Below are 26,923 nucleotides of genomic sequence, written 5' to 3'. Positions count from 1 at the left end.
CTGCAATGAATAAATTAAACCCCATGACTAAACAACATTCCACCGTTCACATTTATTGTTTGTCCAGTTATATAAGAGGCCTCATCGCTTATAAGAAAAGTTACTACATCAGCTACCTCTTCTGGCGTTGCTATTCTTCCCAAGGGTATGTTTTCAACTTTCTTTTTCCCTGTTTCTGTTTCTAACTCATTTTTTGACATATCGGTTGCAACAAGCCCAGGAGAGACAGCATTGCTCGTTATACCGAATCTTGAATAAATTTTTGCTATGGAGTGTGTTAAACTTATAAGTCCGGCTTTTGATGCTGCATAATGCACCTGATTGTAGCCTCCCCACTGGCCACCTACGGAGACAATATTAACAATTCTGCCCCACCCCTTTTCTTTCATGTAAGGCAGACATTCCTGGATTAATCCAAAAGGTCCTTGCAGATTGGTTTTTAACATCAATTCCCAATCATCGTCCGTTATCGTTTCAAATGGTTTTTCTTGGGAAATTGCAGCATTGTTTATCAATATATCTACGCCACCAAATATTTCGTGTATCCCTTTTATAACGGCTTTTATCTCGTTCCTATTGGATTGATCAAGCTTAAAGCACTCTGTTTCATATCCCTTATTCTTCAGGCTTTCTTTTATTTGTAAAGCCTTTTCTTTGTTTTTTTTGTATGTAAAAACCACGCAACCAACCATAGGGGCGATTTTTTCTACTATAGCCCCTCCTATGCCCCTTGACCCACCTGTGACCAACGCCACCTTATCCTTTAATCTCATTTATCACCTCTTTAGCTGTATTTTCTATTGATGATTCATCTATGCCATATAGTTTAGCAAGTTCTATAGGGTCTCCTGATTTTCCAAATTTGTCTTGAACCCCCATTTTTATCAGCTTTGTACAAAGCCCATTTCCTGAAATTACACTGCCAATAAGGTCTCCAAGACCCCCAATGATATTGTGATCCTCTACAGTAATCGCAATCTTAGCTGGTTTTAAAACATTAACAAAATCTTCTCTGTTTATTGGTTTGAGTGTTGGCACATTTACAGCAGTTATGCCGAGTTTTTTTGCTACATTTAAGACCCTGTGAGATGTTATCCCGCAGCCAAAAAGGATAATGTCTTTTTCCCCCTCAAATATTACATCTGGGTTTCCAAGATTGAATTTGTACCCTTCCTCATGAATAGTCGGCACAGGGCTTCTGCCTGTTCTTATATATACCGGGCCTTTGTGGTCAAGTGCACAATTTAAGCATTGTTTTAGCTCAATGTCATCAGCAGGAGATAGAACAACAAAGTTTGGTATCGATCTGTATATTGCCAAATCCTCTATTGCCTGATGAGTAGCTCCATCAGGGCCGGTATCGATTCCTGGATGAGATGCTACGATTTTTACATTGAAATTGGGGTAAGCAATAGAGTTTCTCGCCTGTTCAATGGCCCTCATTGAAGCAAAAACAGCATAGGTTGTAACAATAGGAATGATACCCAACGTTGACAGACCAGCTGCAACACCAAACATATTTTGTTCTGCTATGCCGCATTCCACAAAACGCTCAGGGTATTTATCTCTAAACCAGTGTGTAAATGTTCCGCCTGCAACATCCGCATCGAGAACAAAGAAATCATCTCTATTCCTTGCCAATTCTAATAAGTATTTTCCGAAAGCCTCTCTTAAAGAAATCATTCTTCACCCAATTCCTTCAGCGCTTGTCTTAACTCTTCCTCTGTCAAGCCTCTACTTCCATGCCAAGCTGGGTTGTTTTCCATAAATGATACACCTTTGCCCTTGATTGTATGCGCAATAATGCATGTGGGTTTGCCTTTTGTTCTTCTTGCAACTTTGAAGGCGTTCTCTATTTCTTTGAAATCATGGCCATTTATCTCTAAGACATGCCACCCAAATGCTTTCCATTTTTCGTTTAGAGGAGACAAGGCTGTAACATTGTCGCAATTGCTGTCGCTTTGTAGGTTATTGTAATCTACTATTGCAACCAAGTTGTCTAACTTATGGAAAGCACCAAACATAGCTCCTTCCCAAACCTGACCTTCGTTACACTCGCCATCCCCAAGAATCACATAAACCCTAAAACTTTTGTTCAGTCTCTTTGCCCCCAATGCTATACCAAGTGCTGCAGAGAACCCTTGTCCCAATGACCCTGAAACAACTTCTATACCAGGTATTCCAATCTCTGGATGCCCCTGCAGAAGAGCACCTGTTTTTCTCAAATTCCAGAGTTCTTTTTTTTCTATGAACCCCTTTTCTGCTAACACTGCATACAAAGCGGGGCAGGCATGACCTTTGGACAAAACAAACCTATCTCTGTTAGGATCTCGCCAGTCTTTTATATTCATCTCTTTGAAGTATAGATAAACCAGAATACCGACTATTGATAGTGAGCCACCAGGATGACCAGAGTCAGCATAATGGATTGATTTTAAAGTGCCTATTCTAATTTTTGCTGCTATTTTATTCATACCAGTTTCCATTATATTATACAGCATACAAAACTGTGTCGAGTAAATTCTGAGAATGATGACCTAAATACAGTCTGTATTGACTGTTTAATCTTTTAATTAACAGAGGAATTTCCCACAAATCATTGTATAGGTGATAAATACAAATTGCCAACTTTGGTTTGAATCTTTCTATAGTTTTCTTGCTTCCTTCTAATGCTTTATATTCGGAGCCTTCTATATCCATTTTTATGAAATCGATTTTTGAGATATTCTCTTGTTTAATGAAAATATCTATAGAAATCATTTCTATTGCTTTGCCAGTATTTGTAGTTCGGATTTGAAATTGCATATCGTTATCAACATTTGTATCTATAAACAGGGTGCATTCCTTGTTGTAAAGGCCTTTTTTTATTGGAAAAACAGTGTTCTGAAGCTTATGCTTATAGATACTGTTTTTCAATTTATTAAAATTATTTTCCTCTGGTTCAAATGAATATATAGTGCATCTGTTTTTTAATTTTGAAGCAAAATTAATACATGTATCTCCATGCCAAGCACCGCCATCTATAATAACATCATTTTTTTTTGGACTTGCCAAGGGGTGGAAATAATTGTCATAAGAAGCCTTCAACAAAATATCGGGTTTTAGCGTCCTTCTATACTCTAATATAGAATCAAACACTTCTTTGGATTCAATGTCTTCAAATAATTCTCTTGCTTCATTAATTTTATCAATATTTTTGTTAATTAGCTCAAGATCAAAATGTTCGATCCATCGATTTAGATCAAAACTATAAGAAAAATCACAATATTCTTCAATTCCCATGCTTTTAAGTTGAGATGCTATTTCTTTAGCATACATACTTGTTATTAAAACAGGCAGATTTTTATCTTTTATTTTGTCGGGCGGTATAATTTCTATACCGTTTACTTTAGTTCCATGTAAATTTTTATTATTATCGGAAATATATGCTACTTCAATGCTTAATTTACTAAGTTCGTTGATTGCATAAGATAACAATCCACCCGCGCCGAACAGAATCACTGTCTTTTCGCCCAACAATCTCCTATCTTCTATTTTGTTAATGCTCATTTTGTTTTTACCTCCTCAGAGTATATCTTTGTAAAAAAATAACATAACAAATAGCTCTTCCTCTGTTTACCCAGCAACCATTTTAGTAACCCCTAAATGAATCAATTGTTTGGCAATTTCTTTCCACCAGGCACTACCAATAATCACTATGTCTTCCTTTTCTATAGCATCAGGACTTTTTATTTCTATATCTTCTATTTTTTTACCCCATTTTTTTTTATCGTTATCAACAAAAAAGTTGAATTTTATTCCTTTAGAAAGCAAGTATTTAAATATTGCTATTCCACGGGCACTGGCTCCGAATATTATAACTCTCTCTTGTGTATTTTCTCTTGTGTACTCTAAAAATTCTTCTGTTGTTCTAAAATTGGAAAAAAACCATTTGAATATTTGTTTGTTAAAGTTAATATCAAGTTTTTCAGAAACACGTAGCATCGTATTTACAACACGAAATGGATCAAATGAAAAACCACTTAAACTATCATTATTTATGTATCTTACAACCAAAGGCTCCTCTATAAAGCTAAATAGAAATTTTTCAGAAATTCTAACCCATAAATCCCATGCTTCACCAGCATAAATTTTTTCATCAAATAAACCGACCTTTTCAAAAACTTTTTTCTTTACTAAAACTGAAGAGGGTAATACGAAGTCGCCTTTTTTTAATTCTTCATAGATATTACCTTCTAATTTTTCTACAGAATCAATAAAAGGGTTTGTTATTTTTCTGCCGTTCAAGTTATCCCAAACTTGCGTGTATCCTGTATATACTACCCCAACATTTTCTTTGGAATTTTCTACAAGGTTAACTTGTTTCTTGAGCTTATCTCTAATCCATTCGTCATCTGAATCTAAAAAAGCTATATATTTTCCTCTTGAAATTTTTATTCCTGAATTCCTTGCAGCCGATCTTTCCCTATTCTCATTGTATCTTACATATACTATTCTTTCGTCTTTAAATTTATTCACTATTTCTTTTGTATTATCAGTAGAACCATCATCAATTATTATTAATTCAAAATCTGTAAAAGTTTGAGCAAGGACACTTTCAATTGCTCTTGAAACTGTTTTTTCTCTGTTGTATGTAGGTAAAATTACACTCACTTTCGGTATTTTGCTGTAGACAAAACCGCCCTTTTTTATCATTATTTCCTCCTTACATTGCCTACTATTTTTTATTTGAAAACATCGCCTTTTCTCCCACATAAGTTCTTAGGGTTTAACGGTTTCTTACTTACCTACTCGGATGATAGAATTAAAACTTGAGATTGTCAAATAACTTTAATCAGGCCTGCCGTGAAATGCTCCCTTATTGATTTTTCCGTCCATTACTGCTAAAATTTTATTGCTATGAAAAAACTCCCAATAGGCATTCAGACCTTTAGCGAGATTATACAGGAAGGTTATTACTATGTTGACAAAACAGAGTTTGCATACAAACTCTTGATAAAGGGCAAGTATTACTTCCTCTCCCGCCCCAGACGCTTCGGCAAATCACTCTTCCTTGACACATTAGCAGAGATATTTTTAGGCAACAAAGACCTATTCAAAGGGCTATACATCTATGACAAGTATGACTTCAAACCCCACCCTGTTATAAGAATATCATTTGGCAGTGGGGATTACTCTTTGGATGAGAGTCAGACAATTGACGAGATAAGAAGAATCCTAAAAAGGAACCAAAGGGGATATAATATAGAATGTGAAGAGATAGACGACTATAAATCCTGCTTTGAGGAATTAATAATCAAACTTTATGAAAAGCACAAAACCAATGTCGTCATCCTCATAGACGAATACGACAAACCCATCCTTGACAACATCACAAACAAGGATATGGCAAAAAGGGCAAGAAACATACTAAAGAACTTCTACTCTGTGATAAAGGATAGCGACAGATACATCAGGTTTGTCTTTATCACTGGAGTAAGCAAATTCTCAAAGCTCAACCTATTCAGTGGGTTGAACAACTTAGAGGATATTACAATTGACGAGAACTATGCAGAAATCTGCGGCTATACACATGATGACCTGTTGACTGTCTTCAAAGACAGAATAGAGGGTATAGATTTAGAGTTGGTCAAGAGGTGGTATAACGGCTACAACTACTTTGGCAAACCACTATACAACCCATTTGACATACTTCTGTTTCTTTCCAAAAACCATGAGTTTAGAAACTACTGGTGGCAGACAGGAAACCCATCATTTCTGATAGAGAAGCTAAAGGAAGAAAACCACTATATCCCTGAAATTGAGAATGCCCTTGTTCCTGAAGAGGCTTTGAATGCCTTTGATGTGGAATACATTGACTTTAGAGCACTCCTCTGGCAGACGGGGTATTTGACGATAAAAGGGAAATTGACGGATGATACAGGAGGCAACCTATATAGGCTTTCTATCCCCAATCTTGAGGTTCAACTCTCTTTAAACAGGCTATTTATAGATTATCTGACAAACCAGAGAATAGAAAAGACAAGGTATGAACTTAACATAAAGAACGCCCTAAAGACCAACGACTTTCCCTCCTTCATCAACCACCTAAAGACCATCTTTGCAACCATTCCCTATCAGAACTATGCAAACAACATCATATCCAGGTATGAGGGATACTATAGCAGTGTGATCTTTGTCTACCTGATGGCTTTGGGCTATGATGTGATACCTGAGGATATAACAAACAAGGGAAGGATTGATTTAACAGTTAAGATGAAGGATAAGATCCTCATCTTAGAGTTCAAAGTGGATCAAGAGAAAGACAAACCGATAAAGCAGATAAAAGAGAGAAGATACTATGAGAAATACTTGGATGAGAACAAAGAGATATACCTCATTGGGATGGTGTTTGATTCAAGGGAGAGGAATATTAGTCAGTGGGAGATTGAGAGGGTGAAGGGGTAGAGTTTGCCTTTTTTTGCACCTCGTAGGTGCAAAAAAAGGTGGGAGTTTTCGCTGTGGGGGTTTCACTCATCGTTGATTATCAGTCTACACCTGTTTTTTAAAGTCCTGCATCCCGTTTTATTTTCCTCAGTATGACCCACACAAATGAACGGAATGTTCAAATAGATCAGCTCATATACCGTTACGCCAAAAGTCGCAAGGGCAAGGTCGCCTTCCAATAGCATATTTGGACTGTATGGCAAAATTTTAAAATTATCGGGCAAATTCAAGCTCCGCAGTCTTTCTTTGTGTTTAAATGCTTCTCCAATTAGAACCAAAACCTCCCTTTTGCAACCTTTGAGCCAATCCAAGAATTTGAACAACATGCCAGAGGGATCGCTTCCGCCGGTCGTTATAACAATTTTACCTATTTCCTTAGGCAGTGCGCTTTTGGGCTTTAACTTAAACACCTCTTTGTTAATCAAAACCCAGCCCCAGCCCCAGACGATATTGTTAAAGGTTGAATGCTTTTTCGGCTCAAAGTGCGCATTGGGTATAATAATTCTGTCGCATATCTCATAACCCTCACCGATAAAGTCCAGCGACACAAAGCGAGCAAACTCTTGCCATCTTTTTACATCGCTTATGTTATAAGCCCTTTTCTCGTCAACGACTATAACATCGGGCTTGTATTTCTCAACTAAATCATCGACAAATGCTTCATCTGAATCAAACCTATTTATCTCAAACCTAAAGCCTTCCTTATTTAATCTTTCTTTGGCGTATTCAAAGTCGTTAATTGCAAAAACCACATCAGCTTTTGCGTCTTTTAAGATCCAGCCAAGCGTTATCATCCTCGACAGATGCCCAAGACCAATATCCCTTGATGCCTTGAGCTTTAAAATAACCCTGTCTGTGCCTATTTCACGGGTATAGTTCTGCTTGATTTTCTCAAAATTAATAGGTGAAGGTGCAAATTTAATATTTAAAAGGCGTTTTTCTATCTCATCAATGTCTATTTTTCTAACTGTTTCAGCCATTTGATCCTTGTTTGTTTTAGGGGCCTTAGACCATCTGTAGGATCTGCTCGCCAGTTCCTCTCTTCAAGCTCGTTTTCCTGTGGCGCCTTGATTCCGTTCCCATCTGCTAAAAATCCATTTCTTGCCATCTTTATCAGGTTTTTGACCCTATTTGGCAACCAGCAGTGCCCGAATTTGTACTCCTCACCCCTTTCATCCAAATCGAAGTGGAACTCGATCATCTCTGCATTCCATCTGTGGATAGCGCGCAGTATGACGCCCTCGTTTACCGAATGGTCAGACCAGCCGAATTTAAGCCTTACACCTTCGGGCGCTTTAATCGCATTTCTCATTGTCTTAATTGCCGATAAATTGCACTGATCAGGTGGCGTCGGATAACTCGATGTGCACTGCAAGACCGTTATGTCTCTGCATCCATTTTTAATGAGTACATCCACAGCGTTCTTGACCTCATCGAGCGTTGCCATGCCAGTTGACACAATAACGGGCTTTCCCGTTGATGCGCATTTTTTAAAAAGGTCGTGCCACAAAAGCTCATAAGACGCAATCTTGTATACATCAACATAAGGCTCAAGCTCATCAACGGCATCCAAATAAAACGGTGTGCAAACAAACTTTATTCCGACCTCTTTGCATTTTCTTGAGATTTCGGGCAAAAACTCAACAGGCAACTCCCATTCCTTTCTTTTCCTGTGCTCTTCACTGTATTTTAGAATCTCAGGCGCAAACAGTTGGTCAATTTTAAACAGCTGGAACTTAACACCATCACAACCGCTCCTTTTCGCCTCTTCCACAAACTTTAAGCATCTGTTCAAATCCCCATTATGATTACTCGAAACCTCCGCAACAAACTCAACCATTTTTCACCTCGCAGATACTGTGTCATTTGTCAACCCCTTTTAAGTCTATATCCTCGTGTTTTATGTTTATTACCTCGCTTATCCTTGCCCCTATAAACCTGAGAGTAAGGAATACGAGCCAATAGCGCCCTCTTGTGCGTCTTTTTATGTCCGATATGTCTTGACTGTTCTATTTCTTCTTCTGACTGTTTTTCTGTAAGGTATTTGATGAAATCTAAAACCTTTACCTGTTTATCTTCGGGTAATAGCTCAAGCTCCTTGTATATTTTACCTGCTATGCTCATACTGGCCTCCTGCAATAGTTAAAGCAGTCGTGCAGGTGATAAGCTATAAGCATGCCTTTATTTGCTTTTCTCAAATATCTTCTCCGATATCCACATCTTTATTAGGGACTGCCTTGTAACCCCTATCTTTTTCGCCTCTTTGTCTAATAAGTCAACTATGTATGAGGGGAAATCAACATTAACCCTTTTGATTTTATATCTGCTTTCAAATTCATCCAAAGACATGGAGTTATCTGTATCAAGGTATTCTGTTATGTCTTCTCCTTTATCGAAAAGATCATCAAACTCTTTATTGGTTATTTTTCCTGCTTTTCTTTTCATACAGCTCCTCCTCCTTCTTTCTACACCTACGGACACTTATTATCCTGTAGGCATTGTTCCTCAATGTAAAAATACATATCAAACATTTACCGTTTAACTTGCCTATGAGAGCAAACCTACTTTCTCCTTTTACATTCTTTGCAGGAACGATCAATAGGTTTTTATCCTTCCAAAGTTTCTCCGCCTCAATAAAATCTATGCCGTGTTTCTCCTTATTGGCTTTACTCTTGTTTGGGTCGAACTCAAACTTAATATCATATAGAAATTATACAATAAATATATATTTTTGGAAAGTTAAAACACACTTCCTCCCTAAACTGCCAAAATTCTTGTTTTTTCAAGATTTAATGTAGTATGTAGTTAATTATAACACACAAGGAGGAGACAGATATGCGAACAGTTTTGTCTATACATTTGCCAGAAAACCCCTATAAGAGGTTGGATTCTTTTGCCAAAGAGACAGGGAGAAACAAAAGCGATGTGGTAAGAGAGTCTGTCAATTTTTACCTTTGGGAAAAGAGATTTGAAAAAGCCAAAAGCAAGATAAAGCCGCTTGCCAAGAAAGCTGGTGTCATTGCGGAAGAAGATGTTTTTGAGCATGTATCATGAGAATAGTGTTTGGCACGAATGCTTTTATCTCTGCCTTTGCTACGGAGGGTGTATGTTCTGCTCTTTTAAAAAGAGCAAGGCTAAAAGAGTTTGAATTGTTTGTGTGTCCAGTAATAATCGAGGAAGTAAAGAGTGCAAAAGCATAAAGATCATCTCACCGAGGGATTTTGAAGCATTATTCTGATGAAGAGCAATTTCAGAGAAAAACATAAAGTATTGGCGTTGATCTCTATCGCTGAAGCATTAGGAATCTACCTGTTCTATGTTATAGTCGTGTGTAAGGTGCAAAGTTGCTATATAAGATTGAAAACCCAGCGCATTTTTTCTTTATATTTTGTGGTATTAATCTAATCTCTTAGAAACGGTGTCGTAAAATCTTGCTTTTATCTCTCTTGCCTATGCCCTATATCTGCACTACTTCTATTTTGTCTTCTATGATCCTGTAAACTATTCGGTATTTCCTTTTGTAGAAATAGAGCTTGTAAAAAACCCGTTAAATCCTTTCCTGCCTTGTTGGATAAAAGCTTGCCTATGTAGGGATTTTCGGAGAGCTTATCAATCTTCTTCTTGGCTTGGATTTTTAAAGATCTGTCCAGCTCATCGAAATCTTTAGGGCTTCAGGAATGAATTCTATCTTATAAGCCATATTTTTCTTTTACCTTTTCCCATGATACATTTTTTTCTGGATTGTAATTTTTCATTCTTTCCCTAATCTGATCTGCTATTTCCATATCTTCTAATAGGTTTAGAAGCTCAGATATTTTCTTATACTCTTCAGCTGACAGTATAACGGCGGAGATATTGTTTCTTCTGCTAACAAACACTGGTTTTTCCTCTTTCTCTAACTGTCTTATTATCCTTGGGAGGTTCTTTTGGAGCTCCGCTATTCCTACAATTCTGTCTGTATCTACTAACATGGCTTATCCTCCTAATAAGTATTTATCTAAGTAATATTATAAGTATAAATGGGAATAAAGTCAATTTGATATTTCGTGGTATTAATCGTTTAAATATTGACTTTGTTATCATTTTTGATAACATATTACAGTGAAGTGGGAAATAGAGTTTTTCAACGAAAAAGTGAAACAGGATACCTTAAACTTTCCTCCTAAAATATTGGGAAAACTTTTCTTTATTAAGAAAACTCAGAAAACTCCAAAGAGGGAATTTGAAATTGCTTTAAGCAGAAAAAAGGAGGTGGACAATGAGTAGGCCAACTTTTGAAGAGTTTAAGAAAGAGGCTTTAAGCAATCCTGAAGTAAAAAAAGAGTACGATAGATTGGCTCCTATTTTCAGGATAAAAAAGGAACTTCTGACTGCAAGACTAAAGAAAGGACTTACTCAAGAAGAGGTAGCAAGGAGAATGAAAACCTCAAAATCAAACATATCAAGACTTGAAAGCCTCAATAACACCTATGCTCCGAGCCTCAATACACTCATAAAATACGCAGAAGCTCTTGATTGTGAGATTGAGGTTGTTTTAAAGTAATTTGATGTATTTTATTAATCGTCTTTAAAAATTTTTGCGTGAGAGCCTATCCTTACAAGCGTAAGATATTCTTCGTCTATTTTGTAAACTAAAATCAAATCCCCGCCCAGATGAAATTCTCTAAAATCTTTCCAATTACCCACCAAAGGGTGATCGTATGCCTCTTTTGGGAGTTCTTTACCCTCTTGGAGCCTTGCTATATAGGATATGTATTTCTGATACTGATGATCCGTCATTTTTACTTTTTTTAAATCCTTCACGAAGGTTTTTTCTCTTCTTATTTTAAGCACTGCTTGGCTTCCTCTTTGAGCTGGTCAAGTGTAACTTCCTCTAAGTTCTCTCCTTTTCTTACATTTTCCATAGCTTTAACTGTTTCTTCGTTTGGTATCTCTACTCTGAAGGGAATACCGTTAGAGTAAATACTCTGATAAAGAAAGATGTTTACAGCCTCGCTCAAACTGAGACCGTATTTTTCAAATATTTTCCTTGCTTTTTCTTTGGCTTCCTTATCGAGAGATAGGTTAGTTCTGATTCTTTCCTTACTTACGGAACTCATTTTATCACCTCCGTTTTTATACAATACACAATAAGTGTGTATGAATCAAGTCTATATTTTACATATTGTAGTATTTCAAAAATATGGTCTCTTTTATATCAACTCCACCCTAAGCTCTTTCCCTAAGGCGCCGGCGATTTTCTTGAGCGTAGATATTTTTATATCTTCAGCGTGGTTTTCTATTCTCGATATGGATGTTTTCTTAGTGTTAATCAGTTTAGCGAGCTCCTCCTGAGTAAGACCAGCTTCCTGTCTTGCCATTTTCAGTAAAATCCCTATTTTAAACTCCTCATACCCAGAATCAAATCCCTCTCTAAATTCTTTATCTTTAGCTTTTCTCTTCTTCATGTATCTTTGCAAATCGCTCATCGTTTACCCCCCCTTTGAAATTTCCACAATAAAGGATTATAATGGCTGATAGGGAGCCTTCCCTATTTTACCTTGTATACAGACAGCTTCTTATAAAAAGAAGCGTTCCGGCTACTGTTCAAACTTAGGGAAGGTTGGGTCAATCTGCGAATCGAGCTGTTTATCCCTTAACAGGGATAAACGCTCCAGGTGCAAAGGGCCACACCTTCCCTATCAGCCCTATATTAGAATAATAACACAGATGATGGGCTGGTGGGAATAACATACAAGGTGGAAAAGGTTGAAGGTGGTGCGCCTGGAGGGACTCGAACCCCCAACCCGCAGATCCGAAGTCTGCTGCTCTATCCAATTAAGCTACAGGCGCCTTTGGGATTTTTATTTATACACAACGGGAGATGTAAGTCAAACAAAACCCGCGCAGAGCGCGCGGGCATTAACATCAATATGTCTCCACTTCCGGATCGTTTAGATCCTTCTCTTCAATGGGCTTTCTAAACAACAAATGAGCCCAGATCTGATAAGCTATAACTATAGGCACAAATATAGCAGCAACTATAAACATAATCTTAAGCGTGTATGGGCTTGCAGATGAATTAAAGATGGTCAGATTGTATTTAGGATCGATGCTTGACGGTATAAGATTCGGATACAACCCTATAATACCGGTAAAGGTTATACCCACTATAGTCAAACACGAAGCAAAGAACGCCTTAACAGGTGATTTATTTATCAACCCACCAATAGACAACAGGCTCAAGACAGCCACCGCAGGCACAACAAGCCATACGGGATTTTTCAGATAATTATCATACAAATGCGTTGCAAACTTTGTGTAAACGAGGAACACAACGGCCACTATGACCAGAATAGGCCAGGTCTTTTTGGCTGCACCCTTGGATCTTTCTGCAACATCGCCGGTAGCCTTAAAGGAAAGCCACAAAGCCCCATGCTCTAAAAACAACAACACAAACAAAATCCCCGTCAACAAGCCATAGGGATTCAATAGGCTAAACAGCGTGCCGTGATATCCGTTTGCATCCATAGGTATGCCCTCAAATATGTTTCCAAAGGCCACACCAAACAACAGAGCCGGCAAAAACGAAAACAGGAATATAACAAAATCCCACAACTTCTTCCAACCCTCAGAATGGATCTTTCCCCTAAATTCAAACGAAACGCCCCTTAGAATTAACGACATAAGAATCAAAAATAGCGGTGTGTACAGATAGCTAAACATATACGCATAGGTCGTTGGGAATGCAGCAAAGGTAACACCACCTGCAGTAATGAGCCAAACCTCATTACCGTCCCACACAGGCCCCAATGTATTTATTACCATTCTCCTTTCCGTATCATTCTTGGCCACGAATGGATGGAGGATTCCCGCACCAAAATCAAAACCGTCCAACATAAAGTAAACCGCCCACAACAACCCCCACAAGGCAAACCACACACTATTCAGAGTCATCTTTAGCGACCTCCTTCCACCGCTTCAGGTAATTGTCTTGCGTATTTCACAAGCAGATATATATCGATAATACCCAAAATGCTATAGAACAAAACAAATCCAACAAGGCTCATGATAATCTGCGGCACGCTAACGGCCGTTGATGTGGCATCGGCTGTTCTCATTAATCCATAAACAATCCAGGGTTGCCTTCCAACCTCAGCAACAATCCAACCCAGCTCTATGGCAATATAGGGCAGTGGTATGGCAAGAATCATGAGCTTTAAAAACCACCTCTTATTTAGCAGAAGGTCCTTCTTTGCATAGTAAAAGGCCAAAAGAACAAGCAATACAAACAGGCTTCCCAAGGCAACCATTGTCCTAAACGACACAAAGGTTATGGTGACAGGGGGCCTATCGTTTTTGGGGAAATCCTTAAGACCCTTTACAGTCGCATTGGGGTCGTGATAGGCTATTATACTCAACATCTTTGGAATGCCAAACAACTCAACCGCATTCTTCTGATGCTTCTCATCAGGAACCAAAAACAGATACATAGGCGCACCCTTCTGGGTTTCCCAGATAGACTCCATAGCAGCAAGCTTGGTCGGCTGGGTCTTTGCCACCTCACCGGCATGGAGATCGCCAATAATAAACACCGCAATAGCCGCAAACAGACCAAATGAAGCCCCTATCTTGAAGGCCCTCTTGAATAGGTCAACCTCTTGATTCCTCAAAAGGTGATAAGCAGAAACACCCATAACAAAGAACGCACCCACCACATAGCCGGCCGTTATGGTGTGGAGGAATTTGAGTATGGCATAAGGCTGCGTCGCCACAGCCCAGAAATCAACAAACTCCGCCCTTCCGTTCCTTATAACATAACCAACAGGATGCTGCATCCAAGCGTTTGCAATGAGTATCCATAAAGCCGAAATGTTTGTTCCGAATGCCACAAGCCACATGCTTATGGCGTGCATCTTTTTGGAGACCTTTTTCCATCCAAATATCCACACACCCAAAAAGGTTGATTCCAAAAAGAACGCCAGTGTCGCCTCTATGGCCAAAGGCGCACCAAAGATGTCGCCAACAAACTTCGAATATCTGGCCCAGTTCATACCAAACTCAAACTCCAGCGTAATACCCGTAACCAAACCTAAAGCAAAGTTGATTAGAAAAAGCTTTCCAAAGAACTTGGTCATCCTTAAATACACCGGGTTGTCGGTTTTAACATAGATGGTCTCCATTATGGCAACCAAAAAAGATAAACCAAGCGTTAGCGGAACAAAGATAAAATGAAACAGTGCAGTCAATGCAAATTGCCAACGCGCCAACAATACTGCGTCCATAGACTCCTCCCCTTAAAAAAATTATTAAAATTGCTACCTTAAATTTATTTTAATTTGATTGATTACAAAGTCAAGAGAAAATTTATATATTATCTGTTGAAAAATTTTATCATGAAGAAAATCCTAAAGCCCCCAATCCCTCAGATAGCGGAAGTCTATATTGATTGTCCTTTTGCTTATTTTAGCTATAATTGGCGGAAGGCGCTTAAACTGATTCCTTCTGACTCTATCTGCTATACCCTTCACAAGCTTCTCTGAAAAGCCCAACCCAACAACCTCATCAACCGTGCAATTCAGATCATAGAGATGATAAAGCACAACATCCGCCTCATCGTAAGTAAAACCCAGCTCATCCTCATCGCTCTGGCCAACCCATAAGTCGGCAGACGGTTTCTTCTTTATAATGCTCTCAGGCACACCCAAGTATCTGGCAAGCTGGTATATCTGGTTCTTGTAAAGATCCCCTATGGGGTTTAAGCTTGAGGCCATATCGCCATACCAGGTGCCATAGCCCAACAGCAATTCCGTTTTGTTGCTTGTGCCGACGACCAATGCCTTATAAAGGGATGAGTGGTCAAAGAGCGTAATCATCCTCATCCTTGCAAAGACATTACCCTTTCTGAGCTTATCCATCTGCTCAAACTGCTCTATATACGCATCAGCAGGAGCTGTAATCTCAAATATCTTATGATTAATGCCGGTATCCTCAACCACCTTTAAGGCATCCTCAACGCTCTCCTTGCTTGAGAGCTTATACGGCATAAGAATGGCATAAACATTCTCCTTACCTAAGGCCTCTTTGGCCAGATAGGCAACAACAGCAGAATCGATACCACCAGACAACCCCAACACAGCCCTAACCAATCCGGTCTTTGTTATCTCCTGGCGCAAAAACTCAACCAGATAGGTAAAAACCACATCACAATCTATCTTCAGTTTATCTATTAACCTTTTATCCATAGCCTTTCCTCGTTTTTCAAAATAGGCAGTCTCAATTTAGCCCTCTCAATATCCCTATAATCAAGCTCAACAATCAACAGCTCTTCCTTCAAAAACACGGCTTCTTTTATTATATTCCCCATCGGATCGACCACAAAAGACCTTCCAAAGAAACCCACACCGTCTTCAAAACCCGTTCTGTTTGCAAACAGAACAAAGCTTGAATTGAGCTGGGCATAGGTTTTGGATAGATTCTCCCACATCTGCCACTTCATACTCCTATAATCCGACCAAAAGGGGCTTGCAGAGAGTATTATCAGCAACTCCGTCTGGTTGGCAAAGGCCTCATAGTGCGAAGATACATGGAAGGCATCCTCACATATCAATATCGTGGTGTTGCCCATCCTTGTCTTAAATGTATCTATAGAAAGCCCCCTGCTGAAGTATCTTGCCTCCTCAAACATGCCGTAATCGGGCAGATAGTTCTTCTTGTGTATATGAACAACATCCCCGCCGCTTAGATACATGGCGCTGTTGAAGTAATAACCGTTCTCCTTCTGGGCAAATCCAACGGCGATATCTATGTAAGCGCTCCTATTTGCCAAATCCCTAACAACATTACCATCCTGCTCTATTGCCACCTCATAAACCAGATCCCTCAAATTATAGCCACTTAGGGCCAATTCAGGAAAAACAACAAGCTCACAACCCTTCTCAACAGCCATATCGATGTAATGCTCTATCTTGTTGAGGTTTTTGGAAACATCACCCAAAACAGTATCTATCTGGCCAATAGCTATCTTCATCTATCACTCCAGCTTCATGTTTATATCAACCCAACAGGCATGGTGTATTATAGACCCAGAAGAGATGTAATCAATGCCGATTTCTGCTATATCCCTTAAGTTGTCCTCGTTTATATTGCCGCTTGCCTCAAACACAACCTCGCCCCTAAACAGGCTCACAACCTCCTTCATCTGCCCCAAACTCATATTGTCGAGCATCACTATATCCACACCTGAGGCGATGGCCTCCTCAACCTCGCCTATATCGGAGCATTCAACCTCTATCTTTGTTGTAAACGAAACACCCCGCCTTGCAAGTTCAACGGCCCTCTTTATACCGCCTGCCGCCTTGATGTGGTTGTCCTTAATAAGCACAGCATCGAACAGGCCCATCCTGTGGTTCTTACCTCCGCCCACGGATACGGCATACTTCTCAAAGAAACGAAAACCCGGCGTCGTTTTCCTTGTGTCTGTTATCCTGGTTTTGTATGGTTTTAATATATCGGCAAAGGTGTATGCCTTTGTTGCTATGCCGGATAGGCGTTGAAGTATGTTCAAACAGGTCCTTTCAATATACAAAAGTGCCCTGTCGGTTGATTCCACCTCGGCTATCGCATCACCTGCCCTTACACTATCACCGTCATGCTTGAATAGCTCAACGCAGAAAGCCTCATCCATCAACTTAAGCAGAGGCTCAATAAAAATAGAACCGGCTAAAACAAAATCCTCCTTTGCCCTTATGATGGCCTTTGCCGGTCTGTTTGAGCAGATGCTGTCGGTGGTGATATCGCTGTAATAGGTATCCTCCAACAAGAACGCCTTTAGACTATCCTTAACAAACAAGGGGTTCATCTTAGTTTCTCTTTATGGAAATCATCCTCTCAATGGGTTTTTTAGCAAGCTCAATAGTCTCAGGATCAAGGATTATCTGATGTTTTTCATCCCTCAAAGACTCATACAAACTCTCAAGCGTGATCTTCTTCATGTTGAAACAGACAGCACTTCCGCCTATCACATGGAAGTTCTTGGTCGGATTATTCAGTCTCAACTCATACAGTATACCCTCTTCGGTGCCTATAATAAAATCATCCCCATCCGTCTTTGACACATAATCGATAATGCCGCTTGTTGAGCCAACAAAATCGGCTGCATCCCTTACCGCCTTGGGCGATTCGGGATGTACGGCAATTCTGGCCTCAGGATAAGCCTTTTTAAGCTCATTGAGTTGCTCTATCTTAAACTCCTCATGCGTAGGACAATAGCCATCCCACAAAAAGACCTCTTTGTCTTTTACATTCTCCTTAACAAACTCACCCAAGTTTCTGTCAGGAACAAACAACACCCTCTTCTCTTTTAGGCTCTTTACGACATTGACTGCATTGGCGGATGTGCAACATATATCGGAAACGGTTTTGACATCAACATTGGTATTTACATAGGAGACAACCACAACATCGCCCAATTCTTCTTTTTTCTTTAACACCGCCTCCTTTGTTGCCATATCGGCCAGTGGACAGTCGGCATCCATAACAGGCAATAGAACCTTCTTTGAGGGGGATACAACCTTGGCCGTCTCTGCCATAAACCTAACGCCGCAGAAAACTATAATATCCGCATCCAGCCTTGAGGCCTCTATGGCCAAAGCCAGAGAATCCCCACGAATATCGGCTATCTGCTGTATATCGTCGTTCTGGTAATAATGGGCCAATATTACCGCATTCTTTTGCTTTTTTAGCTTGACTATCTCTTCCTTCAGACGATTCTTATCCATAAAAATCCCCCACTAAAAAGCTATCAAAGGATATTAAAAGAAATAAGCAAAATCAAGAAAAATAACAAAACGCTATCTATCGACTATCTCAAAATCAAAACCGTCTAAATCCCTGGCTATGCCGTATCCTTTGTTCCTGATAAGCTCCAACACACCCTTATCGGTCGAATAGAACCTAACGCCTACACCCTTCTTTGTCAGATGATACGCTAAATCAAAAAACAGCTCTGCATTCTCTTCAGAATTCAGCCTAAACAGCGCCTTTTTGGGCTTTTCGTCTATTCTTATCTGGTGAACATCCGCATTTATCTGCATAAGCTCGGGCTTTTCAATCAATAACTCAACGGAGTTTTTGAGGTCAAAAGCCTTGCCTTTAGATTTAAGCCCATCAAAAACAGCATTCATAAACTCTAAATCTGCAAGCGTATCAACAGAGATCCTGTGATTCACCTTGTAAAAGATATCTTCACATTCAATACAGTCTATCTTAAATAGATCGCTCCTCAAACCCACAACGGGAAAATGGTGCTCCCTCAAGTTTGGCTTATCAGACAGTCTATCCGCTAACTCCCAACACCTTCTCCTATAAACACCGACACTTGAATGTATGGGGTATTGACCATCCTTTTTACAAAAACCAACATAGTCAAGCTCTTTGTTTGTTGAAATCTTCTCTATACGCTTTGTTACGGTTTCAGGCCAAATCAGCGGACAATCACCGCTCACAAGAATTGGAATATCAGCTTCAAACTCGATGGCCGCTTTAGTCAACCTGCCCACCACATCACTAACTTCACCCCTATACCAAAATAGCTTCACCTTATGCTCCTTTGCCACATCAATTAACGGTCTATTGTCCTCCTCATCTACCGTTGCAATAACAATATCGTCCAAATACTTTACCTGCTTGATAAAGTGGATTGTCCAATCGATCATTCGTCTGTCGCCTATGGTCTTTAGGTGCTTATTGGGCAACCTTGAAGAGGATAGCCTTGCAACAATAAACGCAACAACACGCTCATCTTTCACCATATCGTCCACCCACCATCCACAACCAAGTTATGACCCGCTACAAAGGATGATGCATCACTTGCAAGAAAGACCAAAGCTCCCTTTAATTCCTCGGGATCGCCAATCCTTCCTAAGGGTACCTTTGACTTGAGTTTCTCAATAAATCCATCGAACTTCTGAACGAATTTGGACGGAAAAGGACCCGGCGATATGCAGTTCACCCTGATGCCCTTTTTTGCCAACTTAACGGCATAGTAGCGCGTCATCTGTATGACACCGGATTTTGCAGCACCGTAGTGTGGCGGACTCATGAATTGCTCAAAGCCCTTATAGATCTCAAAATCCGGTGAAACCATGCCATACATCGATGCAATATTGATTATGCTTGCACCACTTTCCATAAAGGGCACAACCTCTCTTATACACCTAAAAACGCTGTTCAAAACGCCATCAACTCCCTTATTCCACGTTTCATCATCCATAAACGCCGATCCAAAATCAAGCGATACGGCATTGTTAACCAAAATATCAATCTTAACATTCTCCTTATGCACAGAAGAAAAGGCCTCTTTTATCGAGTTTGTATCCAGAATATTCAAATAGACAAACTCAATACCTTTTATTCCCTTAAAAACTTCCAAGAATCTATCCCTGCTCCTTGCTGCAACATAGACCTTGGCGTGCGCTTCATGCAAAGCCTCAACAAATGCCCTGCCCAAATGACCATATCCGCCTGTAACTATAGCAATCTTACCATCGAGCCTGAAACTATCCAAAACGTTCAATTGAACCTCCAATTCACAGGCAAGATAATTTTCTCATCATCTTCCTTAAAATAATCCCAATCAATAGACCTTACCTTTTCAACTATACTATCGTCCAAATCTGTGTTTTTCTTAAATTGATCAAACGAATCCACACCAACAATGACCCTATCAACACATTCATTACTCAATGCCCAAGACAGCAGTAATCTTTCTAAAGGTATACCCAAATCACGTGAAATCTGCTGGATCTCTTTAATCTTTTCTCTAACAGGATAAAAAAACTCGGGCAACCCATCGACCTCAACAAAAAACAAACCCTGTAAAAAGACAGACCTCACATGTATTTCAACGCCCCTATCCCTTAAAGCACAGAAATACCCCTCGAACCTTCTATCAAAGATGTTGTAAGGAACCTGAATTAGGTCAAACTCTATGAATTTTTCCAAAAGGAAATCGAGTTCGTCCAAAAAATAAAGCGAAAAACCCACCTTCTCTGTTAGTCCTCTATCCTTTAAATCCAAAACCTTTCCCCAGACAGCCAAATTGTTCTTTAAAGATTCAAAATGGTGGCATAAATATCCGTAAAAACGCTCAATCTTCAACCTCTTAAGGCTAATGTCTATGGCAATTCCAGGATCCAAATCCTTGGGAAACTTGGAAACAACCTTGAAATGCCCCAAACCACTAAACCTACCAAGAACGGTTTCGCTTTCGCCGTAAGAATAGGCCGTATCAATAAGATCAATCCCTTTGCTCAAGGCATAATTTAGGATCTTTTGAACCTCGTTTTCCTTAACCCTTCCAAATTTGTTGTTTATGCCATAGTCCAGTCCAAACTGAACAGTCCCCAAACCTATTTTCTCAACAATGTCCACAGTTAAAGCCCTTCCTTCAAAAAACCCTACTTTCTGCTCCGAGAGACATTATTAAACGCCTCTTTTAGACTTATATTTCAACAAAGAACACAAGTCAACAGCTAAAAAGGCGGTAGTGTACAATATCTTGTGTAATCCCTAAGGATTGGGTATCCTCCCAGGGACAACACCCAATCCCCAGGAGGAGGTTTGAAATGACAGAACTGAAAAATGTCCTACCAGACCTCATAAAAGAGGTGGTAACACAAACCCTATCGGCTATTATGTTAGCCGAAAGAGATGTATTTGTCAAAGAACATGGTGGAATGAAAAATGGATTCTATGAGAGGAGTTTGGATACGACCATCGGAAGGCTTGAGAATTGAATTTAAAGATTCCAAGGGACAGAGAGGGGAGATTCAGAACAAAGCTTATAGAACCATACAAAAGAAGGGATATGGATCTTGAGGATCTAATCTTAGGGATGTTTGCCTCTGGAATGAGCTTAAGATCTGTATCACAAGCCTTGGAGAGTATATTTGAACTAAAGTACTCACCTTCAACAATAAGCCAGATATCCCAGATTACCGAAGAGGAGATAAACAGTTGGAAAAAGAGGAAACTAAAGAAAAGATACACACTGATAATGCTCGATGGCATGTGGCTATCTGTCAGGAGGAATACTACAGCAAAAGAGGTCGTCCTTTTCGTTTTAGGGATAGATGAAAACGGCTACAGAGAGATACTTGACTTTGAGGTCAACCCCTCTGAGGGAGTAGAAAGCTATTCTGAGATAATAAGAAGACTGTATGAGAGGGGAGTAAGAGAGGTTCTCCTCTTTGTGGCAGATGGCGTTGTTGGCCTTGAGGAGAGGATAAAGGAGTACTTTCCAAAAGCAGATTTTCAATCATGCATAGTTCACAAAATCAGGAACACTTTAAGCAAAGTAAGAGCCAAAGACAGGAAAGAGATAGCAGATGACCTAAAAAGGATATATCAGGTTTCAAACAAAAAAGAGGCTTTAAAAGGATTTGAGATATTCAAGAAGAAGTGGAGCTCCAAATACCCCAATGTAGTCAAATCTTGGGAGAGGGAGCTTTATAAACTCCTTGCATTTCTTAAGTATCCTGAGCCTATCCAGAGGGTTGTATATACGACAAATTTAATAGAGAGAACAATAAAAGAAATCAGAAGAAGAGTTAAGGTGATAGGCGCTCTACCTTCTGTTAAATCTGTTGAAAAGTTCGTTTATCTGAGGGTGGCAATGCTCAATGACAGGTGGTCTAACAGAATAGTAAATGGCTTCTTGGAAGCAAGGGAAGAAATCAGAGAGATGTTCCTTGGGAGGTACTCATAGGTGGATTACACAAAAATCTTGACACGATTTCCAATTCGATAAGCCTCTTATCGCCTATGGTTTTTAACTGTTTTCCAAAAAGCCTCGATGAGGAGAGCCTGGCAACCACAAAGGCCACAACCCTCTTTGAGTTTATCATCTCAACCTCCCACTATCTTCTCCCTAATATAAATCGGCAGAATAGCAAAAACGAAAAGCCTTAAAAATGGAGTCTTTCCACAGGCAACATCAGATGCATCCTTCCCTCGCCGTTGCAGACCACAGAAAGCGGTTTGGCCTTGAAGCTATCACTCTTAAGCCTGATCTCATAAGCCCCACGGTTGAGCCTTATACTTTTTGCCTCCTCAGGCGGGTATTTCTCCTTGGGGAATCTATAGATCCTAAAAACGGGGCTTTCTATCTGCAAAGGCTCAAATGTGTCCTTATCCACAAAATCAACATCTATATTGCAAGTATCGGTTTTCTGTTTGGCCTTATCCAAAAACCTAAACAGAAGAAACTCAGCAAGCCTGACCCTACCTGCCCTAAAAAGGTGTTCAACAATGTCCTTATTTACCGTTAGAGGTTTATCCTGATGCATACAAAGGTTCAAAAAATCGCAATAGTGTGGATTGCCGTATTTCTCATACACCCACGACTCAACGGGCTGGGTGAGCAAAAACAGAAAATAATCCCTGCACAGCTGCAGGCGTTTCTTCGAAAAATACACCCTGTTGCTACCGCTTTCTGCCCATATGCTTTCAACAACAGGGTTATGCGCATCTATCACCCACCTAACAACAAGCTCAAACCGGTCGCTTTTTAGCACCTTCGTTAGTTGATTAAGGCTTAAGTTAGAATCAACCTCCCTTATATGACCGTCAACGCCCAGCGATACAAAATCCTTTTCGGTTTTTAAAGAAAAACCGCAAGGCACAGCGCCGTTTTTAACGCCATTTGAGTTGTTGTAAAAAAATATATAATCCCCTTTGGCCGTCTTTATGCCCAAAAACAGGCCGTCACAGTCGGATTTAGCAGACACAACCACCTCTATCCGACTGCAACCTATATCAGCCCTTTTCAAATTCAGGCTGCACTGTTTATCCTTCTTGCACGACGCCGTTATGACAAAAACAAATAAGACAGAGGCTATACCTATTACTTTTCCAATCTCAAGAATACGCCAAATACCTTATACTCCCCGTTGTTTTTTAGATACTCAAAATCAAAACCCAGATGGCGAGGCTGTGTCGGATAATAACCCACTATCTTCAGAACACCGTTGCTTTTAATCTTGCTCGATTTTATGACGGGCTTCATGTTGGGTATATCGTTCCAGTTGATATTGACACCCTTAAACTGACTAAAAACGGATTTTATCTTCTCAAGGGCAACACTCCTTTGGAACTGTCTCGATGTGGAGCGGTAAAAGCCCTCATAATCGTCGTTCATTATGGCATAAACCAAGCCGACCATTGTCTTATGGACAAGCGCATCATAAGAGGCTTTGGGGGCTTTTGGCTGGTTGTTGCTTTGTTGATTCACCGTCAAACCAGATGGCGGCAGCTTTATATAGTTAATCTTCCACTGGTCGTTTTCCTTTATGAGCCTTATGGTTATAGGCAGCTTTGAGCCATCGTCAAACTCCAAAACGCCCTTGAGTTTACCCGTGCCGTCGGCGTTTACCTCCCTGACATTGAAGGAATAGCCGCTGTAATGCTTAAACCTCTCATAGGGCAGTGCGGCTTTTAGCCTATATACAGGCGTTGCGCTTTTGAAATTCTCAGATAGATACTCTGCTGCCTTGTTGTAATCGTTGTTTTTTATGGCCTTAAAGAAATCATCTGCCGTCTGAGGCAGGCTCGATGTAAAGAAAAACGCAGCAGCAACGGCAATTGCACCCAAAACCAACAGAAATACCAAAAACTTAAACAGCTTCTTCATATCAACCTCCGCATTAATTCTTTAAATCCTTATACAAAAAGTTTAAATAAAAATCAAATCCAAACGCTCATTATGGAATATTTTTTAATTTTTCTAACTATTTTTTATGTATGAACCAAAAAAGGGCAGCATAAGATTGTTGTCTTAGTAAGGCATCATAATGCATATTTAGCAATAGAACATTCTCTATTAGTTTGGTATACTTTAAAAGGAGAGTTGTGCCAAAGCCATTTTAAAGGCAAAAAACTTTTAAATTAAGAGCTCTAAGGAGGGCAAAAACCATGTATGAGAAAGAGATCGAGTCGAAAATCCAGGAACTTCCTGAAAACCTAAAGAAAGAGGTTTTAGATTATATAGATTTTCTATGCATGAAGTATAAAAACAAAAACACCAGATCAAAAGGCTTTAAGTTTAACTGGGAGGGCGGCCTGTCTGAAGTAAAGGATGAATTTACTTCCGTTGAGTTGCAGCACAAGGCTTCGGAGTGGAGATAAGCAGTGTTTCTAATAGATACAAACATATTTTTAGAAATACTTTTAGACCAGGATAAGAAAGAGAGCTGCAAAAAATTCTTAAGCAGTAATGCCGATAAATTAAATATAACAGATTTTTCCTTGCACTCAATTGGCGTAATACTATTATAGCAGCAAGACAAAAGCCCTTCTCATTCCACAATCTTATATGAACTAACAGAAAAAGCTTTACAACAAATGAATAAAATGTAAACTCATAAGTAATCGAATACAAAAGGGGCAAGGCGTGGATGGGATTATCTCAGCCATAGAGTCCTGTTTAGGCGAGATATCAAAGGGCTTCAAAAGGCTTTTAGAAGGCAACTCAAAGCTGAAAAACGGCTCTGTTGATTTAGGCAACGCAACAGATATACTCATCGAGGATTTTGTCTATTTCCTAAGCAAGAAACAGCTAACCCAGAGCCAGCTAAACAGGTATCAGTCGGCTGATGCCCCCTTTGAGATACTCATAAACCGCATCGATTTACTCAAAGGGGTTGTCTTAGAAAACCTAAAACCAAAGCTAACGCTAAACGAGATAGAAACCTTAATAAAATCGTTTGAGGCCTTTAGAAACAATATAGCTAAATTCTTCATAAAAAAGCAACTTGAAAACCTTGCCGAGCTATCGGATTCGTTTTTCAAGAAATACCTCCTGTTTGACGGCGTTCTGCAGTGCCTAAAAAGGATAGTCGATTCCCTCTCAAAAGACGATCTATCATCCTATCCCCTAATCTCACCTGCCGAATGCCAATTCACAAGACACCTGCTGTATCCCGAAGCCTTAATGGTATGCCTAAAGAAAGACCTATGCCTCTATCTGCACACAACCCACCAAACCATTCACCATCTGGCCAACTCGCTATATGCATACTACTCCAAGGGGCTATTTGTTGAGTCCTATCTGATTTTGAAAAACTTAAAGGAAGAGGTGTTGAAGTTCAACAACACCCTATCGGAACTATATTTCATTGCCTTCTCGGATAAGGAATACAGCTTCTTCTCGCTATGCGAGCTCCTTTCAAGGACAAAAGACCAGTTTATAACGATGATAGACATACAAAACCTAAAGGGTCTAAACTCTATTTACGGTGAAGACACCATAAACAAACTCATCGAGTCCGCAGAAGAGGCTCTGAATAGCTTTATGAGGTCAAACAGGGAGACATCGACGATAATCAGGGGCATAGTATCAAACTTCTACATCCTATCCATCGACATAGACGAAGAGCTATACAAAAACATAATACGCAAGATCAGCCAAATCCTAAAAAGCAGCTTCATCATAAACAAGCAGCGGATAGAAAACATAAAATACACCATCGTCGGCTTAAAGATAGAAAAGGACCTAAACCTAAAAACCAAAGACATAATAAAAACCCTTCTGTTTTTAAAAGAGAAGGCAAAATTAGAAAAAGACAGCACATACCTTGCCATAACCCAAAAGGATAAGCAAGAGATACTCTCCTTCCTTACAGAGAAATACAACGAGGTCTTCATAGAGACAAAACTAAAAAACAGAGAGGTCGATGTCGAGTTTCAGCCCATATATACAACAAACGACAGAAGTATTTACGCCTTAGAGGCCCTGGGGCGTATAAAAGACGACGATAAGCTCATTCCGGCAGGCCTGTTTATAGACAGGGTTTACAAGATAAACAGAATAGAAACATTCGATAGGCTCATACTCCAGGCATTAATCGAAAAGAAGGATAGGATAAAACTCATAACAGACAGGCTGTTTGTTAATGCCAGCTTCAACTCACTACTAAACGCATCATACCTAAATGAACTAAAGCACCTGCTTGATGCATTTGACCTGTATGTCGTAATAGAGTTAACAGAGCAGAAGTTTGTGGGGAATATAGGCATAATAAACGATGTCTACAAGAGATTCAAAACGGTTTTTGCCGTCGATGATTTCGGAGCGGGATACTCCTCACTAAAAAGCGTTATAGATTTGGCAAAAACGGGCGGCCTGAAGGTGTTAAAGATAGACGGCAGCCTGATAAAAGACATAGATAAGAACAAATACACAAGAAAAACTGTAAAAATCATAAGCAATCTGTCGAAGGAGTTAGGGCTTCTAACCGTTGCTGAGTTTGTTGACAACGAAAGCACGCTGTCGTTTCTAAAGGAGGCGGGCATAGAACTGTGCCAGGGTTATCTGCTATCCAAGCCCATGCCTATTGAGGATCTTATCTTGAACAAAACCATAAAGGACAAGCCAAACCTGAACATCTTTATGGCATAG

Annotated in this window: 35 protein-coding genes and 1 tRNA gene; 9 read left to right on the top strand and 27 right to left on the bottom strand. The window is 39.7% G+C overall.

Features of this window, described 5'->3' with window-relative positions; all coding sequences use genetic code 11:
- Positions 1 to 14: 14 nt before the first annotated feature.
- From D891_RS0100890 to D891_RS09325, 5 genes are all read right to left on the bottom strand, one after another.
- Positions 15 to 773: an SDR family NAD(P)-dependent oxidoreductase gene (locus D891_RS0100890; protein ID WP_025209160.1), complete on the bottom strand. Its 759-nt coding sequence runs from the start codon at positions 771 to 773 to the stop codon at positions 15 to 17.
- Entirely contained in the window at positions 757 to 1,683 is a 927-nt protein-coding gene (locus D891_RS0100885) for a transketolase family protein (protein WP_025209159.1), read from the bottom strand. Before D891_RS0100885 ends, D891_RS0100890 begins: the two co-directional genes overlap by 17 nt.
- Positions 1,680 to 2,486 carry a transketolase gene (locus D891_RS0100880; protein ID WP_025209158.1) on the bottom strand — a complete coding sequence of 269 codons (807 nt, stop codon included), beginning with the start codon at positions 2,484 to 2,486 and terminating at the stop codon, positions 1,680 to 1,682. The genes D891_RS0100885 and D891_RS0100880 overlap by 4 nt, the downstream gene beginning before the upstream one ends.
- A 4-nt stretch (positions 2,487 to 2,490) precedes the next feature.
- Positions 2,491 to 3,549 carry an FkbM family methyltransferase gene (locus D891_RS09330; protein ID WP_025209157.1) on the bottom strand — a complete coding sequence of 353 codons (1,059 nt, stop codon included), beginning with the start codon at positions 3,547 to 3,549 and terminating at the stop codon, positions 2,491 to 2,493.
- Between the two features lie 66 nt (positions 3,550 to 3,615).
- Positions 3,616 to 4,695: a glycosyltransferase gene (locus D891_RS09325; protein ID WP_025209156.1), complete on the bottom strand. Its 1,080-nt coding sequence runs from the start codon at positions 4,693 to 4,695 to the stop codon at positions 3,616 to 3,618.
- 204 nt (positions 4,696 to 4,899) lie between these two features.
- Here D891_RS09325 and D891_RS0100860 point away from each other — a divergent pair, with 204 nt between their 5' ends.
- Positions 4,900 to 6,447, top strand: coding sequence for an ATP-binding protein (locus D891_RS0100860; protein WP_025209155.1), 1,548 nt, complete (start codon positions 4,900 to 4,902; stop codon positions 6,445 to 6,447).
- 62 nt (positions 6,448 to 6,509) lie between these two features.
- Here the strand turns inward: D891_RS0100860 and D891_RS0100855 are convergent, their stop codons facing one another.
- From D891_RS0100855 to D891_RS10080, 5 genes are read right to left on the bottom strand one after another with little or no spacing between them, the layout of a single operon-like run.
- A complete protein-coding gene (locus tag D891_RS0100855; RefSeq protein WP_025209154.1) occupies positions 6,510 to 7,466 on the bottom strand; it encodes a hypothetical protein in 957 nt (318 codons plus the stop codon).
- Complete coding sequence (locus tag D891_RS0100850; protein ID WP_025209153.1) at positions 7,442 to 8,326, bottom strand: N-acetylneuraminate synthase family protein; 885 nt, start codon at positions 8,324 to 8,326, stop codon at positions 7,442 to 7,444. The genes D891_RS0100855 and D891_RS0100850 overlap by 25 nt, the downstream gene beginning before the upstream one ends.
- Positions 8,327 to 8,355: 29 nt before the next feature.
- Positions 8,356 to 8,610: a DUF2281 domain-containing protein gene (locus tag D891_RS0100845; RefSeq protein WP_025209152.1), complete on the bottom strand. Its 255-nt coding sequence runs from the start codon at positions 8,608 to 8,610 to the stop codon at positions 8,356 to 8,358.
- Positions 8,611 to 8,667: 57 nt separating this feature from the next.
- Positions 8,668 to 8,931, bottom strand: a complete 264-nt coding sequence (gene brnA, locus D891_RS0100840; protein WP_029951859.1) for a type II toxin-antitoxin system BrnA family antitoxin — start codon at positions 8,929 to 8,931, stop codon at positions 8,668 to 8,670.
- Positions 8,900 to 9,184 carry a BrnT family toxin gene (locus tag D891_RS10080; RefSeq protein ID WP_084042276.1) on the bottom strand — a complete coding sequence of 95 codons (285 nt, stop codon included), beginning with the start codon at positions 9,182 to 9,184 and terminating at the stop codon, positions 8,900 to 8,902. The genes brnA and D891_RS10080 overlap by 32 nt, the downstream gene beginning before the upstream one ends.
- Before the next feature lie 137 nt (positions 9,185 to 9,321).
- On the opposite strand from D891_RS10080, the gene D891_RS0100835 reads away from it, so the two are divergent.
- Together D891_RS0100835 and D891_RS09805 are read left to right on the top strand one after the other, a co-directional pair.
- A complete protein-coding gene (locus tag D891_RS0100835; RefSeq protein WP_025209150.1) occupies positions 9,322 to 9,540 on the top strand; it encodes a ribbon-helix-helix domain-containing protein in 219 nt (72 codons plus the stop codon).
- Positions 9,537 to 9,686: a hypothetical protein gene (locus D891_RS09805; RefSeq protein ID WP_156919044.1), complete on the top strand. Its 150-nt coding sequence runs from the start codon at positions 9,537 to 9,539 to the stop codon at positions 9,684 to 9,686. Before D891_RS0100835 ends, D891_RS09805 begins: the two co-directional genes overlap by 4 nt.
- A gap of 489 nt (positions 9,687 to 10,175) precedes the next feature.
- Here the strand turns inward: D891_RS09805 and D891_RS0100825 are convergent, their stop codons facing one another.
- A complete protein-coding gene (locus D891_RS0100825; RefSeq protein WP_025209149.1) occupies positions 10,176 to 10,457 on the bottom strand; it encodes a type II toxin-antitoxin system Phd/YefM family antitoxin in 282 nt (93 codons plus the stop codon).
- Positions 10,458 to 10,587: 130 nt separating this feature from the next.
- On the opposite strand from D891_RS0100825, the gene D891_RS09895 reads away from it, so the two are divergent.
- A complete protein-coding gene (locus D891_RS09895; protein WP_198014762.1) occupies positions 10,588 to 10,752 on the top strand; it encodes a hypothetical protein in 165 nt (54 codons plus the stop codon).
- A complete protein-coding gene (locus D891_RS0100815) occupies positions 10,745 to 11,029 on the top strand; it encodes a helix-turn-helix domain-containing protein (protein ID WP_025209148.1) in 285 nt (94 codons plus the stop codon). The genes D891_RS09895 and D891_RS0100815 overlap by 8 nt, the downstream gene beginning before the upstream one ends.
- 14 nt (positions 11,030 to 11,043) lie before the next feature.
- On the opposite strand, the gene D891_RS0100810 is transcribed toward D891_RS0100815, so the two are convergent.
- The 13 genes from D891_RS0100810 to D891_RS0100750 all read right to left on the bottom strand — a co-directional run bounded on the left by D891_RS0100810 (position 11,044) and on the right by D891_RS0100750 (position 20,898).
- On the bottom strand, positions 11,044 to 11,319 hold the full coding sequence (locus D891_RS0100810) for a type II toxin-antitoxin system RelE/ParE family toxin (protein ID WP_025209147.1): 276 nt from the start codon (positions 11,317 to 11,319) through the stop codon (positions 11,044 to 11,046).
- On the bottom strand, positions 11,307 to 11,585 hold the full coding sequence (locus tag D891_RS0100805; protein ID WP_025209146.1) for a type II toxin-antitoxin system RelB/DinJ family antitoxin: 279 nt from the start codon (positions 11,583 to 11,585) through the stop codon (positions 11,307 to 11,309). The genes D891_RS0100810 and D891_RS0100805 overlap by 13 nt, the downstream gene beginning before the upstream one ends.
- Before the next feature lie 93 nt (positions 11,586 to 11,678).
- Positions 11,679 to 11,954, bottom strand: coding sequence for a helix-turn-helix domain-containing protein (locus tag D891_RS0100800; RefSeq protein ID WP_025209145.1), 276 nt, complete (start codon positions 11,952 to 11,954; stop codon positions 11,679 to 11,681).
- A gap of 287 nt (positions 11,955 to 12,241) precedes the next feature.
- A tRNA-Arg gene (locus tag D891_RS0100795) sits at positions 12,242 to 12,318 on the bottom strand.
- Positions 12,319 to 12,393: 75 nt separating this feature from the next.
- A complete protein-coding gene (cydB, locus tag D891_RS0100790) occupies positions 12,394 to 13,422 on the bottom strand; it encodes a cytochrome d ubiquinol oxidase subunit II (RefSeq protein ID WP_025209144.1) in 1,029 nt (342 codons plus the stop codon).
- 2 nt (positions 13,423 to 13,424) lie between these two features.
- Positions 13,425 to 14,750: a cytochrome ubiquinol oxidase subunit I gene (locus tag D891_RS0100785; RefSeq protein ID WP_025209143.1), complete on the bottom strand. Its 1,326-nt coding sequence runs from the start codon at positions 14,748 to 14,750 to the stop codon at positions 13,425 to 13,427.
- Between the two features lie 123 nt (positions 14,751 to 14,873).
- On the bottom strand, positions 14,874 to 15,710 hold the full coding sequence (locus D891_RS0100780; protein ID WP_025209142.1) for an NAD+ synthase: 837 nt from the start codon (positions 15,708 to 15,710) through the stop codon (positions 14,874 to 14,876).
- Positions 15,695 to 16,495 carry a nitrilase-related carbon-nitrogen hydrolase gene (locus D891_RS0100775; protein ID WP_025209141.1) on the bottom strand — a complete coding sequence of 267 codons (801 nt, stop codon included), beginning with the start codon at positions 16,493 to 16,495 and terminating at the stop codon, positions 15,695 to 15,697. Before D891_RS0100775 ends, D891_RS0100780 begins: the two co-directional genes overlap by 16 nt.
- 3 nt (positions 16,496 to 16,498) lie before the next feature.
- Positions 16,499 to 17,326 carry a carboxylating nicotinate-nucleotide diphosphorylase gene (gene nadC / locus D891_RS0100770; protein WP_025209140.1) on the bottom strand — a complete coding sequence of 276 codons (828 nt, stop codon included), beginning with the start codon at positions 17,324 to 17,326 and terminating at the stop codon, positions 16,499 to 16,501.
- A gap of 1 nt (position 17,327) precedes the next feature.
- Positions 17,328 to 18,245, bottom strand: a complete 918-nt coding sequence (gene nadA, locus D891_RS0100765; protein WP_025209139.1) for a quinolinate synthase NadA — start codon at positions 18,243 to 18,245, stop codon at positions 17,328 to 17,330.
- A 72-nt stretch (positions 18,246 to 18,317) separates the two neighbouring features.
- Complete coding sequence (locus tag D891_RS0100760; RefSeq protein ID WP_025209138.1) at positions 18,318 to 19,277, bottom strand: cytidylyltransferase domain-containing protein; 960 nt, start codon at positions 19,275 to 19,277, stop codon at positions 18,318 to 18,320.
- Positions 19,271 to 20,041 carry an SDR family oxidoreductase gene (locus D891_RS0100755; RefSeq protein ID WP_025209137.1) on the bottom strand — a complete coding sequence of 257 codons (771 nt, stop codon included), beginning with the start codon at positions 20,039 to 20,041 and terminating at the stop codon, positions 19,271 to 19,273. Before D891_RS0100755 ends, D891_RS0100760 begins: the two co-directional genes overlap by 7 nt.
- Positions 20,038 to 20,898: an aldo/keto reductase gene (locus tag D891_RS0100750; protein WP_025209136.1), complete on the bottom strand. Its 861-nt coding sequence runs from the start codon at positions 20,896 to 20,898 to the stop codon at positions 20,038 to 20,040. The genes D891_RS0100755 and D891_RS0100750 overlap by 4 nt, the downstream gene beginning before the upstream one ends.
- Before the next feature lie 194 nt (positions 20,899 to 21,092).
- Here D891_RS0100750 and D891_RS09800 point away from each other — a divergent pair, with 194 nt between their 5' ends.
- Positions 21,093 to 21,263 carry a hypothetical protein gene (locus tag D891_RS09800; protein ID WP_156919041.1) on the top strand — a complete coding sequence of 57 codons (171 nt, stop codon included), beginning with the start codon at positions 21,093 to 21,095 and terminating at the stop codon, positions 21,261 to 21,263.
- Positions 21,260 to 22,234, top strand: coding sequence for an IS256 family transposase (locus D891_RS09045; protein WP_156919042.1), 975 nt, complete (start codon positions 21,260 to 21,262; stop codon positions 22,232 to 22,234). Before D891_RS09800 ends, D891_RS09045 begins: the two co-directional genes overlap by 4 nt.
- Here D891_RS09045 and D891_RS09795 read toward each other — a convergent pair.
- From D891_RS09795 to D891_RS0100730, 3 genes are all read right to left on the bottom strand, one after another.
- A complete protein-coding gene (locus tag D891_RS09795; RefSeq protein ID WP_156919043.1) occupies positions 22,203 to 22,373 on the bottom strand; it encodes a cytidylyltransferase domain-containing protein in 171 nt (56 codons plus the stop codon). The genes D891_RS09045 and D891_RS09795 overlap by 32 nt on opposite strands.
- 60 nt (positions 22,374 to 22,433) lie before the next feature.
- The gene (locus D891_RS0100735) at positions 22,434 to 23,297 is read right to left on the bottom strand and encodes a hypothetical protein (protein WP_025209135.1); all 864 of its coding nucleotides are present in this window, start codon (positions 23,295 to 23,297) and stop codon (positions 22,434 to 22,436) included.
- Between the two features lie 74 nt (positions 23,298 to 23,371).
- On the bottom strand, positions 23,372 to 24,157 hold the full coding sequence (locus D891_RS0100730; RefSeq protein WP_025209134.1) for a DUF4878 domain-containing protein: 786 nt from the start codon (positions 24,155 to 24,157) through the stop codon (positions 23,372 to 23,374).
- 281 nt (positions 24,158 to 24,438) lie between these two features.
- Between D891_RS0100730 and D891_RS0100725 the strand changes: the two genes are divergently transcribed.
- Together D891_RS0100725 and D891_RS0100715 are read left to right on the top strand one after the other, a co-directional pair.
- Positions 24,439 to 24,651, top strand: a complete 213-nt coding sequence (locus D891_RS0100725; RefSeq protein WP_025209133.1) for a DUF2281 domain-containing protein — start codon at positions 24,439 to 24,441, stop codon at positions 24,649 to 24,651.
- A gap of 265 nt (positions 24,652 to 24,916) precedes the next feature.
- Positions 24,917 to 26,923, top strand: a complete 2,007-nt coding sequence (locus D891_RS0100715) for an EAL domain-containing protein (protein WP_025209132.1) — start codon at positions 24,917 to 24,919, stop codon at positions 26,921 to 26,923.

It is taken from the genome of Hippea sp. KM1, from assembly GCF_000526195.1.
Taxonomy (GTDB): Bacteria; Campylobacterota_A; Desulfurellia; order Desulfurellales; family Hippeaceae; genus Hippea.
This window is presented reverse-complemented; position numbering and strand designations above follow the sequence as displayed.

What these genes read in the sequence shown, in the direction of transcription:
- D891_RS0100825 (WP_025209149.1), bottom strand. Translation starts at nt 10,457, where the DNA reads ATGTTAGTAGATACAGACAGAATTGTAGGAATAGCGGAGCTCCAAAAG.
- D891_RS0100845 (WP_025209152.1), bottom strand. Translation starts at nt 8,610, where the DNA reads ATGAGCATAGCAGGTAAAATATACAAGGAGCTTGAGCTATTACCCGAA.
- nadC (WP_025209140.1), bottom strand. Translation starts at nt 17,326, where the DNA reads ATGAACCCCTTGTTTGTTAAGGATAGTCTAAAGGCGTTCTTGTTGGAG.
- nadA (WP_025209139.1), bottom strand. Translation starts at nt 18,245, where the DNA reads ATGGATAAGAATCGTCTGAAGGAAGAGATAGTCAAGCTAAAAAAGCAA.
- D891_RS0100800 (WP_025209145.1), bottom strand. Translation starts at nt 11,954, where the DNA reads ATGAGCGATTTGCAAAGATACATGAAGAAGAGAAAAGCTAAAGATAAA.
- D891_RS09800 (WP_156919041.1), top strand. Translation starts at nt 21,093, where the DNA reads ATGACAGAACTGAAAAATGTCCTACCAGACCTCATAAAAGAGGTGGTA.
- D891_RS09330 (WP_025209157.1), bottom strand. Translation starts at nt 3,549, where the DNA reads ATGAGCATTAACAAAATAGAAGATAGGAGATTGTTGGGCGAAAAGACA.
- D891_RS09805 (WP_156919044.1), top strand. Translation starts at nt 9,537, where the DNA reads ATGAGAATAGTGTTTGGCACGAATGCTTTTATCTCTGCCTTTGCTACG.
- D891_RS09325 (WP_025209156.1), bottom strand. Translation starts at nt 4,695, where the DNA reads ATGATAAAAAAGGGCGGTTTTGTCTACAGCAAAATACCGAAAGTGAGT.
- D891_RS0100880 (WP_025209158.1), bottom strand. Translation starts at nt 2,486, where the DNA reads ATGGAAACTGGTATGAATAAAATAGCAGCAAAAATTAGAATAGGCACT.
- D891_RS0100850 (WP_025209153.1), bottom strand. Translation starts at nt 8,326, where the DNA reads ATGGTTGAGTTTGTTGCGGAGGTTTCGAGTAATCATAATGGGGATTTG.
- D891_RS0100860 (WP_025209155.1), top strand. Translation starts at nt 4,900, where the DNA reads ATGAAAAAACTCCCAATAGGCATTCAGACCTTTAGCGAGATTATACAG.
- D891_RS0100855 (WP_025209154.1), bottom strand. Translation starts at nt 7,466, where the DNA reads ATGGCTGAAACAGTTAGAAAAATAGACATTGATGAGATAGAAAAACGC.
- D891_RS0100885 (WP_025209159.1), bottom strand. Translation starts at nt 1,683, where the DNA reads ATGATTTCTTTAAGAGAGGCTTTCGGAAAATACTTATTAGAATTGGCA.
- D891_RS0100780 (WP_025209142.1), bottom strand. Translation starts at nt 15,710, where the DNA reads ATGGATAAAAGGTTAATAGATAAACTGAAGATAGATTGTGATGTGGTT.
- D891_RS0100815 (WP_025209148.1), top strand. Translation starts at nt 10,745, where the DNA reads ATGAGTAGGCCAACTTTTGAAGAGTTTAAGAAAGAGGCTTTAAGCAAT.
- D891_RS0100725 (WP_025209133.1), top strand. Translation starts at nt 24,439, where the DNA reads ATGTATGAGAAAGAGATCGAGTCGAAAATCCAGGAACTTCCTGAAAAC.
- D891_RS0100890 (WP_025209160.1), bottom strand. Translation starts at nt 773, where the DNA reads ATGAGATTAAAGGATAAGGTGGCGTTGGTCACAGGTGGGTCAAGGGGC.
- cydB (WP_025209144.1), bottom strand. Translation starts at nt 13,422, where the DNA reads ATGACTCTGAATAGTGTGTGGTTTGCCTTGTGGGGGTTGTTGTGGGCG.
- D891_RS09795 (WP_156919043.1), bottom strand. Translation starts at nt 22,373, where the DNA reads ATGATAAACTCAAAGAGGGTTGTGGCCTTTGTGGTTGCCAGGCTCTCC.
- brnA (WP_029951859.1), bottom strand. Translation starts at nt 8,931, where the DNA reads ATGAAAAGAAAAGCAGGAAAAATAACCAATAAAGAGTTTGATGATCTT.
- D891_RS0100760 (WP_025209138.1), bottom strand. Translation starts at nt 19,277, where the DNA reads ATGGTGAAAGATGAGCGTGTTGTTGCGTTTATTGTTGCAAGGCTATCC.
- D891_RS0100805 (WP_025209146.1), bottom strand. Translation starts at nt 11,585, where the DNA reads ATGAGTTCCGTAAGTAAGGAAAGAATCAGAACTAACCTATCTCTCGAT.
- D891_RS0100775 (WP_025209141.1), bottom strand. Translation starts at nt 16,495, where the DNA reads ATGAAGATAGCTATTGGCCAGATAGATACTGTTTTGGGTGATGTTTCC.
- D891_RS0100785 (WP_025209143.1), bottom strand. Translation starts at nt 14,750, where the DNA reads ATGGACGCAGTATTGTTGGCGCGTTGGCAATTTGCATTGACTGCACTG.
- D891_RS0100730 (WP_025209134.1), bottom strand. Translation starts at nt 24,157, where the DNA reads ATGAAGAAGCTGTTTAAGTTTTTGGTATTTCTGTTGGTTTTGGGTGCA.
- D891_RS0100835 (WP_025209150.1), top strand. Translation starts at nt 9,322, where the DNA reads ATGCGAACAGTTTTGTCTATACATTTGCCAGAAAACCCCTATAAGAGG.